At 72.1% G+C, this 13,186-nt stretch carries 14 protein-coding genes; 6 read left to right on the top strand and 8 right to left on the bottom strand.

Going from position 1 to position 13,186, the window contains the following annotated elements:
* Nucleotides 1-76: 76 nt before the first annotated feature.
* Nucleotides 77-2,137, top strand: coding sequence for an NAD(+) synthase (locus Q9R20_RS09400; RefSeq protein ID WP_311249103.1), 2,061 nt, complete (start codon nucleotides 77-79; stop codon nucleotides 2,135-2,137).
* A 15-nt stretch (nucleotides 2,138-2,152) separates the two neighbouring features.
* Here Q9R20_RS09400 and Q9R20_RS09395 read toward each other — a convergent pair whose 3' ends face one another.
* Nucleotides 2,153-2,650, bottom strand: coding sequence for a DUF427 domain-containing protein (locus Q9R20_RS09395; RefSeq protein WP_311249102.1), 498 nt, complete (start codon nucleotides 2,648-2,650; stop codon nucleotides 2,153-2,155).
* A 101-nt stretch (nucleotides 2,651-2,751) separates the two neighbouring features.
* Here Q9R20_RS09395 and Q9R20_RS09390 point away from each other — a divergent pair, with 101 nt between their 5' ends.
* From Q9R20_RS09390 to Q9R20_RS09375, 4 genes are all read left to right on the top strand, one after another.
* The gene (locus Q9R20_RS09390; protein ID WP_311249101.1) at nucleotides 2,752-2,949 is read left to right on the top strand and encodes a hypothetical protein; all 198 of its coding nucleotides are present in this window, start codon (nucleotides 2,752-2,754) and stop codon (nucleotides 2,947-2,949) included.
* Nucleotides 2,946-3,083, top strand: coding sequence for a hypothetical protein (locus tag Q9R20_RS09385; RefSeq protein WP_311249100.1), 138 nt, complete (start codon nucleotides 2,946-2,948; stop codon nucleotides 3,081-3,083). Before Q9R20_RS09390 ends, Q9R20_RS09385 begins: the two co-directional genes overlap by 4 nt.
* Before the next feature lie 149 nt (nucleotides 3,084-3,232).
* Nucleotides 3,233-4,177, top strand: a complete 945-nt coding sequence (locus tag Q9R20_RS09380; RefSeq protein ID WP_311249099.1) for an aldo/keto reductase — start codon at nucleotides 3,233-3,235, stop codon at nucleotides 4,175-4,177.
* 109 nt (nucleotides 4,178-4,286) lie between these two features.
* On the top strand, nucleotides 4,287-4,844 hold the full coding sequence (locus Q9R20_RS09375) for a nucleoside phosphorylase (RefSeq protein ID WP_311249098.1): 558 nt from the start codon (nucleotides 4,287-4,289) through the stop codon (nucleotides 4,842-4,844).
* A 13-nt stretch (nucleotides 4,845-4,857) separates the two neighbouring features.
* Here Q9R20_RS09375 and Q9R20_RS09370 read toward each other — a convergent pair whose 3' ends face one another.
* The 7 genes from Q9R20_RS09370 to Q9R20_RS09340 form a co-directional block, all read right to left on the bottom strand.
* Nucleotides 4,858-6,360, bottom strand: coding sequence for an MFS transporter (locus Q9R20_RS09370; protein WP_311249097.1), 1,503 nt, complete (start codon nucleotides 6,358-6,360; stop codon nucleotides 4,858-4,860).
* Nucleotides 6,361-6,561: 201 nt separating this feature from the next.
* Nucleotides 6,562-6,744, bottom strand: coding sequence for a hypothetical protein (locus Q9R20_RS09365; RefSeq protein WP_295840315.1), 183 nt, complete (start codon nucleotides 6,742-6,744; stop codon nucleotides 6,562-6,564).
* A gap of 34 nt (nucleotides 6,745-6,778) precedes the next feature.
* Complete coding sequence (locus Q9R20_RS09360; protein WP_311249096.1) at nucleotides 6,779-9,781, bottom strand: SMC family ATPase; 3,003 nt, start codon at nucleotides 9,779-9,781, stop codon at nucleotides 6,779-6,781.
* A complete protein-coding gene (locus Q9R20_RS09355; protein WP_311249094.1) occupies nucleotides 9,778-10,932 on the bottom strand; it encodes an exonuclease SbcCD subunit D in 1,155 nt (384 codons plus the stop codon). Before Q9R20_RS09355 ends, Q9R20_RS09360 begins: the two co-directional genes overlap by 4 nt.
* A gap of 91 nt (nucleotides 10,933-11,023) precedes the next feature.
* Nucleotides 11,024-11,341: a hypothetical protein gene (locus Q9R20_RS09350; protein ID WP_311249093.1), complete on the bottom strand. Its 318-nt coding sequence runs from the start codon at nucleotides 11,339-11,341 to the stop codon at nucleotides 11,024-11,026.
* A 1-nt stretch (nucleotide 11,342) separates the two neighbouring features.
* Nucleotides 11,343-11,552 (bottom strand): hypothetical protein, encoded by a 210-nt coding sequence (locus tag Q9R20_RS09345; protein ID WP_311249092.1) that lies wholly within the window; start codon nucleotides 11,550-11,552, stop codon nucleotides 11,343-11,345.
* A 95-nt stretch (nucleotides 11,553-11,647) separates the two neighbouring features.
* Entirely contained in the window at nucleotides 11,648-11,947 is a 300-nt protein-coding gene (locus Q9R20_RS09340; protein WP_295840310.1) for a GNAT family N-acetyltransferase, read from the bottom strand.
* 481 nt (nucleotides 11,948-12,428) lie between these two features.
* Here Q9R20_RS09340 and Q9R20_RS09335 point away from each other — a divergent pair, with 481 nt between their 5' ends.
* Entirely contained in the window at nucleotides 12,429-13,154 is a 726-nt protein-coding gene (locus Q9R20_RS09335; RefSeq protein ID WP_311249091.1) for a winged helix-turn-helix domain-containing protein, read from the top strand.
* The last annotated feature ends 32 nt before the right edge of the window (nucleotides 13,155-13,186 follow it).

Genomic DNA, 13,186 nt, shown 5'->3' with positions numbered 1-13,186 from the left:
GTGCGATCCGTCCACAGCGGTCCCGGTCGCGCAACCGGGATGCGCCGGGGGCGGAGGGTCCTGACAGACTGGATCCGTGATCACCGATCTGCCGTTCGAGAGCGTCTACCGGCACGGCTTCGCCCGGATCGCCGCCTGCACCATCCCCGTCGCGGTCGCCGATCCGGCCACCAATGCCGAGGCCGTCCTGGACTCCGCCCGCGCGTGCGATGCCGAGGGCGTGGCGGTGGCGGTCTTCCCGGAGCTCTGCCTCACCGGCTACGCGATCGACGATCTCGTCCTGCAGGATCCGCTGCTCGACGCCGTCGAGACGGCGCTGGGGCGGCTGTTGGCGGCATCCGTCGATCTCCTTCCCGTCCTCCTGGTCGGCGCGCCGCTGCGACACGGCAACCGCCTCTTCAACTGCGCCGTCGTGATCCACCGCGGCCGCATTCTGGGCGTCGCACCCAAGTCGTACCTGCCGACCTATCGCGAGTTCTACGAGCACCGCTGGTACGCGCGCGGCGACGACCGCACGGGCCAGCACATCGCGCTCCTCGGCGAGACGGTGCCCTTCGGCCCCGACCTGCTGTTCGACGCCGTCGACGTGCCCGGGCTCACCCTGCACGCCGAGGTGTGCGAGGACGTGTGGGTGCCGATCCCGCCGTCCTCGGGCGCCGCCCTGGCGGGGGCGACGGTGCTCGCCAACCTGTCGGGTAGCCCCATCACGATCGGGCGCGCCGACGACCGCTCGCTGCTGTCGCAGTCGCAGTCGCTGCGCTGCCTCGCGGCGTACGCGTACGCCGCGGCCGGTCAGGGCGAGTCCACCAACGACGTCTCCTGGGACGGCCAGACCATGATCTACGAGGGAGGGCAGCTCCTCGCCACGACCGAGCGCTTCCCCGACGGTCCGCGCCGCTCCGTCGCCGACGTCGATCTCGACCGTCTGCGCCAGGATCGCCTGCGCCAGGGCACGTTCGACGACAACCGCCGTTCGACCGCGCCGGAGTTCCGCATCGTGTCGTTCGAGCTCGCGCCGCCCGCGGCCGACATCGGTCTGCGTCGCGCTGTCGACCGGTTTCCGTTCGTACCCGACGACCCCGCCCGACTTGCCCAGGACTGCTACGAGGCGTTCAACATCCAGGTGTCGGGCCTGGTCCAACGACTCCAGGCGATCGGCGACCCCAAGCCGGTGCTCGGCGTCAGCGGCGGCCTCGACTCCACCCACGCCCTTCTCGTGATCGCTCGCGCGATGGATCGCATGGGGCGTCCGCGCAGCGACATCCTCGCGTTCACGCTGCCCGGATTCGCCACGAGCGACAAGACCAAGCGCAACGCCATCGCCCTCGCCGAGGCCGTCGGGGCCACGATCGAGGAGATCGACATCCGGCCCGCGGCATCCGAGATGCTCGCGCGCATGGCGCACCCCTTCGCGGCCGGCGAGCCCGTGCACGACGTCACGTTCGAGAACGTGCAGGCGGGCCTGCGCACCGACTACCTCTTCCGCCTGGCCAACCAGCGCGGCGGCATCGTCGTCGGCACGGGCGATCTGTCCGAGATCGCCCTGGGGTGGTCGACCTACGGCGTCGGCGACCAGATGAGCCACTACTCGGTCAACCCGGGCATCCCCAAGACGCTCATCCAGCACGTCATCCGCTGGGTGATCTCGGCGGGCGAGCTGAGCCCTGCCACCGTCGAGGTGCTCCGATCCGTGCTTGACACCGAGATCAGCCCCGAGCTCGTTCCCGCCGGCCAGGACGGGCGCATGCAGTCCACCGAAGACCGGATCGGACCGTACAACCTGCACGACTTCTCGCTCCACCACGTGCTGCGCTTCGGATTCCGTCCATCGAAGATCGCGTTCCTCGCGGCGCACGCCTGGTCGGATCCGGATGCCGGCACGTGGCCGGCCGGGTACCCCGAGGGCGAGCGCCCGGCGTACGACCTCGTCACCGTCGCGAGGTGGCTCGAGGTCTTCCTGCAGCGGTTCTTCGGGTTCGCCCAGTTCAAGCGGTCAGCGATCCCGAACGGCCCCAAGGTGTCGCCGGCGGGCTCGCTGTCGCCGCGAGGGGATTGGCGCGCCCCCTCCGACGGCAACGCGCGCGCGTGGCTCGCCGAGCTGCACGCGGCGGTGCCCCAGGCGTTCGAGGGGCGCTGACGACCGCGGGAGCGGTCACCACCCCATCGAGCCCGGGATCCCCTTGAACGGGCCGGCGAGGTCGGAGGTCACCCACCCGCCGTAGAACCCCCCGGGCTGAGGGACGACCGTCTCGCCGCCGAGCACGACGCGGTCCATCGGGCCGGCGTACACCGCGACCCGATCCTCGAGGATCTCGTACCCCGGCATGGGGTGGGGGTAGTTCCACGCGGCGCGCGGCGCGACCGCTCCCCCGCCGCCGTGGACGTCGAAGTATCGCGCGCCGCCCTTGAACTCGCAGAACGACGCCCCGTCGCCCAGCGTGAGCGCGTCGCCGAAGGCGGCGATCGGCAGGTAGTACACCGGCGGGTGACTCGTCTCGAGCACCCGCACGACGTCGTCGGTGTCGACGATGCGCCGACCGCCGAAGTCGATCTGGGCACGCCGGGCCACGCGCTCGACGCGCGGCGGGCGTGGGTAGTCCCACACGGATTCCTGGCCGGGGCGGACGGGATCGGGAACGGGGCGCACCATGCGAACACGGTACGCCGGGATCGGTCGCCGCGGGGCGGATTCGTCCACACCGGCGCAGGAGCGCCGGCGCTTTTCGATAGCCTGGGGCGGAAGGGGGCAGCGTGACCGATCAGAAGACGACGACCGCCGACCGACGTTATCGGATCTACCAGGTCGTGGGCATCGTCGTGGCCGTGCTGTTCCTCGCCCTCGGCGTGACGGCCTTCCTCTCCGGTGGCGGGCCCGTCATCGCCGCCATCGCCGTCGTCGGAGGTCTCGCCGTGCTCGTCGTCTCGATCATCATGATGGTGCGCACGTGAGCGCGCCCGACGGCCGCGACGGCGGCAAGAAGAAGTACCCGCCGGGAACGGTGGTCATCTGGCTCGCGGGTGCCGGTGTCGGCCTGTGGCTGCTGATCAGCGGGCTCGTCGGCATCCTTTCCGGCGGCAGCTGAGCCGCGCGTCTCGGCAATCCTGTCCGGCGGCTTGCGAGCGGCGCGAACCGGGAATCCTGTCCGGCGGCAGCTGAACGGCGCGTCCGGGAATCCCGCCGCCGGGCACGTCGTTGTGCCGGAGGTCACCGAATCTCCACCGGAAGGGCATCATGACGCGTATCGGACGCAGCGACCTCGACATCCTCCCCCTCTCGCTCGGCGGGAACGTGTTCGGCTGGACAGCCGACCGCGACGCCTCGTTCGCGGTGCTGGACGCCTTCCACGCGGGCGGCGGCGACTTCATCGACACCGCCGACGCGTACAGCGCGTGGGTGCCCGGCAACTCGGGCGGTGAGAGCGAGACGCTCATCGGCGAATGGCTCGCCTCCCGCAAGCCGGAGAACATCGTCGTGGCCACCAAGGTCAGCCAGCACCCCGAGTTCCGGGGACTGAGCGCGAAGAACATCCGGGCCGCTGCCGAGGCGTCGCTGACGCGCCTCGGTGTCGAGGCCATCGACCTGTACTACGCGCACTTCGACGACGCCGACACCCCCCTCGAAGAGACCGTCGCCGGCTTCGCCGATCTCGTGTCCGACGGGTTGGTGCGCTACGTCGCGGTGTCGAACTACACCGCCGCGCGCATCCGCGAGTGGATCTCGCTCGCCGAGGCCGCCGGGGCCGACCTCCCGGTCGCGATCCAGCCCCACTACAACCTCGTGCACCGCACCGAGGTCGAGCGCGACATCGTCCCCGTCGCCGAGCAGTACGGCATGTCGCTCGTTCCGTACTACGCCCTGGCCAGCGGATTCCTCACCGGCAAGTACCGGTCGGCGGATGCCACGGGCGACTCGCCCCGCGCAGAAGGCGCCGCGAAGCTCGCCACCCCCGCGGGACTCGCCCTGATCGACGCGCTCGAGGAGGTCGGCGACGCGCACGGTGCGTCGATCGCCACGACCGCCCTCGCGTGGCTGCGGGCGCAGCCGACCGTGGCCGCCCCCATCGCGAGCGCCTCGAAGGTGGAGCAGGTCGCCGACCTCCTCGCCAGCGCGTCCCTCGATCTGAGCGGCGACGAGATCGCCCGCCTCTCGGCCGCATCCGAGCCGGCCCAGGGCTGAGACCGTCGGGGGGAACGCCCGCCGCTGCCGTGACGCCCCGAGGGCGGCAACGGGGCGGCGGGCGTTCCTCGCGTCCGGGGGCGGGTGCGCCGTCGGCGAGAATGGTCGGGTGAAGCTCCTCGTCGCCGCCCATGCATCCGAACTCGTCGCTTTCGAGGCGGACATCCCCGGATTCGAGCGGCTGCTCACCGGGGTAGGGAAGATCCCCGCGGCTTTCGCCCTGACACGCGCCCTCGCGACGGGCACCTACGACGAGATCGTCGTGATCGGCACCGCCGGTGCCATCGACGACGCCGTCGAGGGCGGGGTCTACGACATCGCGGGGGCCATCCAGCACGACGTGAAGGGGCTCGACGGCACCTTCGGCGAGCACGTCTCGCTCCCCGCCCGCGTCGACACCGGACACGACGGACTGGTCATCGCCACGGGCGACCACTTCGTCGACGACCCCGACACCGTCGCCCTCATCCGAGCTCTCGGAGCGAGCCTGGTCGACATGGAGTCGTACGCGCTCATCTGGGTCGCCCAGCAGTTCGGCGTGCCCATCCGCATCCTGCGTGCGGTGTCGGATCGCGCGCAGGACGGCGCCACCGAGCTGTGGGACGTCGTCGTCGAGCGCTGCAGCCACACGCTGCGCGCGGAGCTGCGCACCCGCTACGGCATCTGAGGCGCGTCGCGGTCTAGGGGGTCTGCGATCCCGACCGGGCACGGCCGGCGAGGTCGGCGACGCCGACGATCAGAGCGAGGCCGAGGAAGACGCCGACCGTGATCATGCCCGACGCGTAGGCGTCGTGGTACAGCACGACCGTGTCGCTGACGGTGCCCTGCTCGCGGTAGACGGTGGCGTAGAACAGGGCGAGCGCGATCGCCGTTCCCACCGCCGTTCCGATGCGCTGGCCGAGCTGACCCACCGAACCGGCGACACCTCCGCTGCGCACGGGGATGTCGGCGAGGGTGAGCGTCTGGTTCGGCGAGATGACGAGCCCGCCGGCGAATCCGCCGAGCACCATCACCCCCGCCATCGCCCACGGCGTCCACTCCGGCGCGGTGAAGAGGGCGACGAGCACGAGGCCGCCGGCGGTGGCGACCATGCCGAGGATGCCCCACACCACGAGGGGCCGCCCGAGACGCGTGACGAGATTGCCGCCGATCCACGAGCTCCAGGCGGACGCGATCGCGAAGCCGATCGTCACCATGCCCGCGAACACCGGCTCGAGCCCCAGCCCGCCCTGCAGGTACAACGTTCCCAGCAGGAACATCGCCGGCACCGCGGAGAAGTACGCCGTCGAGATCAGCACCCCATTGCGGTACGACGACAGCGAGAAGATCGAGAACGGCATCAGCGGCATCCGGTCGCGCTCGGCGTAGCGGCGTTCCCAGAACACGAAGGCGGCCGCGAAGACCACGGATGCCACGAGGAACCACCATCGGTCGGGATCGTCGTCGGGGCTGCCGGTGGTGAACAGGAACGGCCACATGAGCGCGAGGATCGTGAGGGCGAACAGCACCACGCCCACCGGGTCGAGGTCGAGGCGTCGGCGCGACTTCGTCCGCGTGTCGGGCAGCAGCCACGCCGCGAGCGCGATCACGATCGCGACGAGCGGGATGTTGATCCAGAAGATCAGCCGCCACCCGTCGGTGTCTCCGCCGATGGCGATGAGCAGGCCGCCGAGGGTCGGACCGAACGCGGTCGCGATGCCGATCGTCGCCCCGAAGAGACCGAACGCGCGACCGCGCTCCTTGCCCTGGAAGAGCTGCTGCACGAGTCCCAGCACCTGGGGCATCTGGATGCCGGCCGCCACGCCCTGCAGGAGGCGGGCGGCGAGGAGCACGGCGGTGTTGGGGGCGAGAGCGCACGCGAGGCTCGTCACGAGGAACAGAGACAGACCGACGAGGAACAGCACGCGCCGGGAGCGCAGGTCGCCGAGACGGCCGGCGGGGACGAGGACGAGGCCGAACGTCAGGATGTAACCGGACACCACGAGCTGCAGCTCGGTGGGACCGGCGCCCAGGGCCGCCTCGATGGAGGGCAGGGCGACGTTGACCTTGGTGAGGTCGAGGATGGTCAGCGCCGCGACCGCGACCGCGACCCAGTACGCCCTCCAGCGGTGCGACGGTGACAGGACGATGTCGCGCGTGACAGGGTGGGCGGGGTTCGAAGCGGTGGGCGTTTTGTCTGGCATCGGCTGCGACGCTACTCCGGGCATCCGACACCGCCGCCGGGCTTGCGCCGAGGCGGGCGGGCGCTACGCGCAGCGCGGGGCCGGAGGGCGCTACGCGCGCCGCGGGGCGGGCGGCACGGCGTGGCCCGGGTCGGGCGGGGTGGCGCGGACGGCGCGAGCCGGGTCAGGGGACGGTGCTGCGCCGGGCGGGCGCGCCTCGGCTCAGTCGACGTCGCGGCGCGCGAAGACGGCGCGCAGGATCACGAAGACGACGAGAGCGACGACCGCCACCGCGAGGAGACGGAACGCGAAGGCGATCAGCGAGAACAGCACGTTGACGAGGATCCATGCGATGATCACCGCGACGACGACGCCGAGGATGGTCCACAGGGTGCTCTTGCGCATGCGAACAGCCTAGACGGGGGTTCACGGCGCGCGGTCAGACGAGCGCGGCGCCCTCGTTCTGACGGATGATGCTCGGCCCCCGGGGCGTCGCGGTGACGTGCAATTGCGCGGGCAGCTGGTCTTTCATCGAGGCGACGTGGCTGATCACGCCCACCGTGCGCCCGCCCTGCCGCAGCTCGTCGAGGGTGCGCATGGCGAGGTCGAGGGTGTCGTCGTCGAGCGAACCGAACCCCTCGTCGATGAAGAGCGTGTCGAGCCGGATGCCACCCGCCCGCGCCGTGACGACCTCGGCGAGACCGAGGGCCAGGGCGAGCGAGGTGAGGAAGGTCTCTCCGCCGGACAGCGACTGCGGGGGCCGGCACTGGCCGGTGAAGGCGTCCATGACCTCGAGTCCGAGCCCACTGGCGGCGCCGCGCGCGGCGAGGGCGTCGGTGTGCTGGAGGCGGTAGCGCCCCGACGACATGTGCTCGAGGCGGAGGTTGGCGGCGGCGACGATCTCTTCGAGCTCGGCGGCGAGCACGAACGTCTCGAGGGTCATGCGCCGGGTGTTCGGTGCCCGACCCGCGAGGGTGTCGGCGAGACGCGCGACGATCGCGTGCTCGTCGGCGAGCAGGGCGACGGAGGCGTGTCCGGCATCCGCGCGTTCCGCGAGGGAGCGCAGTCTCTCGGCGAGCGCGGCGGCGGCCGCGTGCGCGGCGGCGGCGCGCTGGACGCGCGAGCGGGCATCGGCGACGGCAGCGGCGAAGGGCTCGAGGTCGACCGGATCTTCGCCGGCGTCGACGAGCTGCAGTTCGAGCTCGAGCAGACGTCGACGGGTCGAGGCCAGGGCGGCCTCGTGCTCGGCGATGAGGGTATCGAGACGGCGGCGCTCGGGGGCGGTCCGCAGGGCGGCCACGACGGCCGCGGAGTCGGGGAACGGGCTCTCGGCGATCCGTGCGGCGAGCGCGTCGGCGGCCGCTCGGTGCCGCTCGACGGCCGCGTCCCGTTCGGAGCGGGCGGCCACGAGCTCTCTCACCGCCGTGCGGCGCGCGATGAGATCACCCTGACGCGCCGCGACCGAAGCGGAATCACCGCGAGCGAGGGCGACGTCTTCGCGCAGCGCCTGTCCGCGCTGCTCAGACAGCGCGAGCTCTTGCCGGGCGGTTGCGAGCTGCGCGGTGACGGTCTCGATGCGCTCCCCGATCGCGACGTCGAGGTCGACCGCGCGGGCGCGTTCGGCCCGCACCCGCTCGTACTCGTCCACCTCGGCCTCGGCAGCGGCGAGTTCTTCCTCGGCGGCGAGGACCCGCGCGGCCGAGGTCGCCACGTCGTCTCCGCCCGCACGCGCGGCGGCGAGCGTGTGGTCGTCGCGTGCCACTCGCGCAGCATCCGCGGCCATCCGGTCGTTTTCGGCGGCGGTGTTCTTGCGTTCCTCGGCGGCGGTGATCTCGTCGTCGGTGACGGATTCCTCCTCGCCGCGCGCGGGGCGCGGGTGCTCGATGGCGCCGCACACCGCGCAGGGCTCTCCGTCGACGAGGTCGTGGGCGAGTTCGACAGCCGCGCCGGCGAGACGCCGACGCAGCAGCGTCGACCACGCCTCGACGGCGCGCTGCAGCTCGTCGGCGCGCACGAGCGACGTCAGATCCGCCTGATCGCGGGCGGCGAGCAGCTTCTCCGCCTGGCGTGCGGCATCCCGACGACGTCGAGCGTCGTCGAGACGTGCCCGCACGGCGACGAGGCGGGCGTCCGCACCCGAGAGGGCGGCGAGTCGCTCGTCCCAGACGCGCAGCACCTCGGGGACGTTGGCGCGCCCCTCGACGAGGGTCCGCCGCTCGGCGTCGAGGTCGTCGACGCGGGTCTGCAGCCGCTGCGTCTCGGCATCGATGACGGCCAGTTCTCGTTCGGCGAGCAGAGCCGCCTCGCCCCGTGCGAGCAGGGCGGTGAGCTCGTCGTCACGGGCGGTCAGTCGTTCGAGCTCGAGCGGGCCGTCGACCTGCTCGGCCCGCTCGAGGGCGATCTCGTGGCGACGCTCGGCCTCGGCGCGCTCGCGCTCCGCACCGGCCGCGGCGTCGAGGGCGGAACGGATCGCCTCGGCCTCGTTCGCGGCGGTGGCCTCTCGGCGCGCCTCCGCGATCACCGCGGCCTCCCCCTCGAGACCGGTGAGACGCGTGCGCACGCTCACCCGTTCGAGCTGCCGTTCGCGCAGCGCCGTCGCTTCGCGCTCGGCGGCGAGGGCCGCATCGAGGAGGGCGTCGGCGTCGCCACGTTCGAGCGAGAGGGTGTCGACCCGGTACGCGGCCCGCTCCACCGCCCGGACGACCCGCGCGAGACGGGCGGTAACGCCGGTCGGAACGCTCTCGTCGGGTTCGGTGGCGCGATCGTCGTCGAGCTCGGTGGCCAGGCGCTCGGCCTCGTCGAGGAGGGTCGACACCTCGACGCCCTCGGCCGCGAGGCGCTCGTGCGCGCGTTTGCGGCGCTCATCGAGTTCGGTGGCGTACTGCTCGAAGGACCGGGTGCCGAAGAGCGTACGCAGCAGCGAGAGCCGCTCGTCGTTCTTGGCCAGGAGGAAGCGGGCGAAGCGGTTCTGCGCGAGCAGGATGACCTGGAGGAACTGCTGCTGGCTGAGCCCCAGGATCTCGTCGAGGCGCGTGCCGACATCGACGGGTCGGGCGGCGACACCCGTCCACCCCTCGGGGGCGAGCTGCTCGAGCAGGGCGCGGTGCGGTTCTTTCGTGGTGCCGCCACCGCGGCGCTTCGGGCGCTCGAACTCGGGTGAGCGCGTGACCCGCCAGCGCTCTCCGTCGGCGCTGAATTCGAGGGTCACCCGGGTCGAGTCGTCGGGACCGCAGTGGTCGCTGCGCAAGCGGCGTTCCGCGCCGTCGTAACGCGGGACGCCGCCGAAGAGCGCGTAGCAGACGCCGTCGAGAACGCTGGACTTGCCGGCTCCCGTGCGCCCGGTGATGAGGAAGATGCCGTCGGCGGAGAAGGCGTCGAAGTCGACCTCCTGCGTCTCGAGGAACGGACCGAACCCCTCGAGCTCGAGACGGTGCAGCTTCATGCGCGGGCCTCCGCCACGGCGCGGGCGTCGAGCACCTCGCGGATGAGCGAGCGTTCCGCGTCGGACGCGCCTTCGCCCTCGCGGACGTGCACCAGGAACGCGTCGATGACCTCGGCGTCGTCGCGCGCGGCGCGGACGCGCCGGGCGTAGCCGGCCCCGTCGTCGGGGAGGGTCTCGTGGGGCAGGTGCACGACCGTGGCGCACCAGGGGAACCGGGTCTGCAGGCGACGCATCGGGTCGGGCTGCGGCGTGGCGTCGGTGTACTCCGCCCGCACCCAGTGCTCGTCGTGCCCATCGAAGCGCTGGTCGTCGAGCAGGTCGTCGAGCCGGCCGCGCAGCGTGACGAGCGGACGCGGCACCGGCAGCTCGAGCCATTCGACCGAGCTCAGGCCCGTCGCGCCGAGCTCGACGAGCCAGGACCCGCGCGGCTTGCCCGCCTCGCCGAAGCTGTAGTGCAGCGGAGCGCCGGCGTACCGCACGCGATCGGAGAGCTGCTGCCGACCGTGGATATGTCCGAGGGCGACGTAGTCGGGACCGTCGAAGGCCGAGAGCGGCACGACGTCTAGACCGCCCTGGCGGATCTCGCGTTCCACCCCGGGCGTGGCCTCGACGCCGGCGGCGAAGCAGTGGGCTGCGACGATCGAGCGTCCGCCGCGCTCCGCGAGGTCGGCGCGAACCAGCTCGAGCGCGTGCGCCATGGTCTGCGCCTGACTACGCAGCTCGACGCCGCTCCACAGGTGCCGCACGATCGCGGGTTCGAGATAGGGGATGCCGTACACGTGCACGGGACCGTGCTCGTCGGTCAATGTCACGGGCGTTCCGATGGTGGTCGGGTCGGTGACGACCGTGATCTCCTCCCGCAGCAGGGCGGACTGGAAGCCCAGTCGGGCAGCCGAGTCGTGGTTGCCGCTGGTGGCGACCACGCGCGCGCCCGTGTCCGCCAATGCGGCCAGGGTCTGGGAGAGCAGCGGGTAGCACGCGGCCGAGGGCGCGGCGGAGTCGAAGACGTCGCCCGCGACGATGACCACGTCGACAGCGTGCTCGCGCACCTGCGCGACGAGCGCGTCGAGCACGCCGCGCAGCGCGTCGAGGGTCGGGTGCCCATGGAAGGTGCGTCCGATGTGCCAGTCGGAGGTGTGCAGGATCCGCATGCAGACACGGTACGTCGCCCCTCCGACATCGCCTCGCAGCAAACGCACGAACGCCCCGTCCCGGACGGGGACGGGGCGTTCGTCGAGAGCCTCAGCCTCCGGCCACCTCGGCCGCGAGGGCGCGGATGCGGTCGTCGCCGAGCTCGAGCCCGATCTGGGTGAAACGCTGGCGCAGCACGTCGGCGATGCGCTCCTCGCTCTTGTCTCCGACGTCGGCGCGGGTCTGCACCACGACACCCTGGATACGGGCTTCGTCGTCGGTGGGGTGGGTGTCCATGGCCGGCTCCGACTGCTCGTCGGGGCGGGCGATCTTGCGGTCGGCGTGCAGCGCGCCGCCGACCGAGTCGGCCGCGCCGGCGCCCCCGTCGGGGCCGGTGGTGGGCTCGGGGGCCCGGGTCTCGTCCGACATGTCAGTCCTCCGTGCTCAGGTCGGGGTCGATGCCCTGGCTGGCGGCATCGCCTTCGATGGGGTCCGAGGGGGCGGCGTCGTTGAGACGTTGTGACCCCTTGGCGTTCTCGTTGCGCTCGGCGGTCTCGCCGTCGGCGATGTCGCCGCTCTCCCAGCCGCCGGGCGGGTCGGCGTCGATGACGCCTTCGGGCAGGTCGCGGTCGTCGGTCATGACTCCCCCTTTCGAGGTCTCCAGCTTGGTCGCGAGCCTCACGCGTCCGCCGGGGGTTGACGGCCCCTCGGCACGCGCGTAGGCCTCGGGGTCGTTCAGCCCGCCGAGCGGCGCTGCAGCAGACCCGCGCGTTCCGGGTGCGCCTCGAACCACTCGCCCACGTACCAGCAGACGGGGACGATCTCGCGATCGCCGGCGGCCTCGATGGCATCCACCGCCTTCTCGGTGATCACCGCGGCGAAACCGTGTCCGCGGAAGGTGGGGATGGTGAAGGCGCGTGTGAGGGCGACGGACCGCCCGTCGTCGCGGTAGTCGAGGACCGAGACGAGGTCGTCGCCCTGGTGCAGGGTGAATCGCGATGCGGTCTTGTCGTCGGCGAAGTGCAGTTCTGCCATGTCGCGAGGGTACGCCCGTCGGCCCGTCCCGCGGCCCGGGAAGTCCGTGAGTATCGGGAGAAGCGGATGCCGAACCCCCGGCCGAGCAGAATGCTCGACGCGGGCGGCGACGACCCGCGCGCATTGAGCAGATCGCCCTCGACGCACGACCGCGACACGATTTGACGTTGTTGGACGCGATGCGTAATAATCCCCCCATGACTGACGTTGCGCGTTCTCTGTCCGCCCGGGAGGCGAACAGGACTGCCGGCATGATGATGCCCGGCCGTGCCGTCATGTGTTGTCGAATGTGCCGCTAACCGCGACCCTCGCCCGGACGACCTCGTGCTTCTGAACGCCGACGTCGTCCCCCGGTCGTCCGGCATCCGCGTCGATCACGCGGACCTCGACACCGCACCCCGGCCGCCTCTCGGCCCTCACCTCCCGTCGAACCCCGCTCTCTGACGACGCCCGGGTTCACACACCCAAGGACTTCCTCCTCATGTCGCTCTCCGCTGTTCTCGACCGCCCCCAGCCCGCCTCGACCGCTCGTTCGCAGACCACCCCGGCCCGCGCCGCGGCTCCCGCGGTCGGCTCCCCCGCCGCCCGTACGGCCGCCCCCGCCACCACCTCCCCGCGCGGATTCGCGCTCTACGTCGGCATCGACGAGGCGAAGGCCGCGGCCGCCGGGGTGAGCCTCGGCACCCTCGTCGAGGCGCTGCGCCGCACCCTCGGCGACCTCGCTCCAGCCGCCGAGACGTACGCCACAGTGGCCCTGGCCCCCGCCGGGGCCGGGGGCCGCGACGTCGACGTGGTGCGTCTTGCACTCCACGAGCCGTCGGCCGTCGCCCGCACGAAGGACGAGCCCGTCGAGGAGGACCGCGCCCCCGGTGGGGTCGTCGTCGACATCTCCCGCAAACGCGTCCTCATCGACGGCGAGTCGGCGGCCTTCACGTTCAAGGAGTTCGAGCTGCTGCAGTACCTGGTGCTGCGCGAGGGCCGCACGATCGAGCGCACCGAGCTCGTGGCATCCCTGTGGGAGGGCTCGACCGACGAGGACGCCCCGGGCGAGCGGACGATCGACGTGCACGTGCGGCGTCTGCGCGCCAAGCTCGGCGTCTACGAGGACATCGTGCGCACCGTCCGCGGCGTCGGGTACCGCTTCGACCGGCACGCCGACGTCTCGATCCGCTACGGTCACGGCACGCCCTCGCCCGACCGCTTCTGACGCTCGCATCGTCCGGATGCCGCGATGTCGGC

This window comes from Microbacterium sp. PRF11 (genome assembly GCF_031844085.1).
Taxonomy (GTDB): Bacteria; Actinomycetota; Actinomycetes; order Actinomycetales; family Microbacteriaceae; genus Microbacterium.
The sequence above is the reverse complement of the archived record's forward strand: the minus strand, read 5'-3'. Positions and strand labels throughout refer to the sequence as shown.

Bases quoted from the DNA above. Each gene is read 5' to 3' on its own strand.
- Q9R20_RS09395 (WP_311249102.1), bottom strand. From the start codon at position 2,650: ATGGTGCGCCCCGTTCCCGATCCCGTCCGCCCCGGCCAGGAATCCGTG.
- Q9R20_RS09380 (WP_311249099.1), top strand. From the start codon at position 3,233: ATGACGCGTATCGGACGCAGCGACCTCGACATCCTCCCCCTCTCGCTC.
- Q9R20_RS09370 (WP_311249097.1), bottom strand. From the start codon at position 6,360: ATGCCAGACAAAACGCCCACCGCTTCGAACCCCGCCCACCCTGTCACG.
- Q9R20_RS09365 (WP_295840315.1), bottom strand. From the start codon at position 6,744: ATGCGCAAGAGCACCCTGTGGACCATCCTCGGCGTCGTCGTCGCGGTG.
- Q9R20_RS09360 (WP_311249096.1), bottom strand. From the start codon at position 9,781: ATGAAGCTGCACCGTCTCGAGCTCGAGGGGTTCGGTCCGTTCCTCGAG.
- Q9R20_RS09355 (WP_311249094.1), bottom strand. From the start codon at position 10,932: ATGCGGATCCTGCACACCTCCGACTGGCACATCGGACGCACCTTCCAT.
- Q9R20_RS09350 (WP_311249093.1), bottom strand. From the start codon at position 11,341: ATGTCGGACGAGACCCGGGCCCCCGAGCCCACCACCGGCCCCGACGGG.
- Q9R20_RS09345 (WP_311249092.1), bottom strand. From the start codon at position 11,552: ATGACCGACGACCGCGACCTGCCCGAAGGCGTCATCGACGCCGACCCG.
- Q9R20_RS09340 (WP_295840310.1), bottom strand. From the start codon at position 11,947: ATGGCAGAACTGCACTTCGCCGACGACAAGACCGCATCGCGATTCACC.
- Q9R20_RS09335 (WP_311249091.1), top strand. From the start codon at position 12,429: ATGTCGCTCTCCGCTGTTCTCGACCGCCCCCAGCCCGCCTCGACCGCT.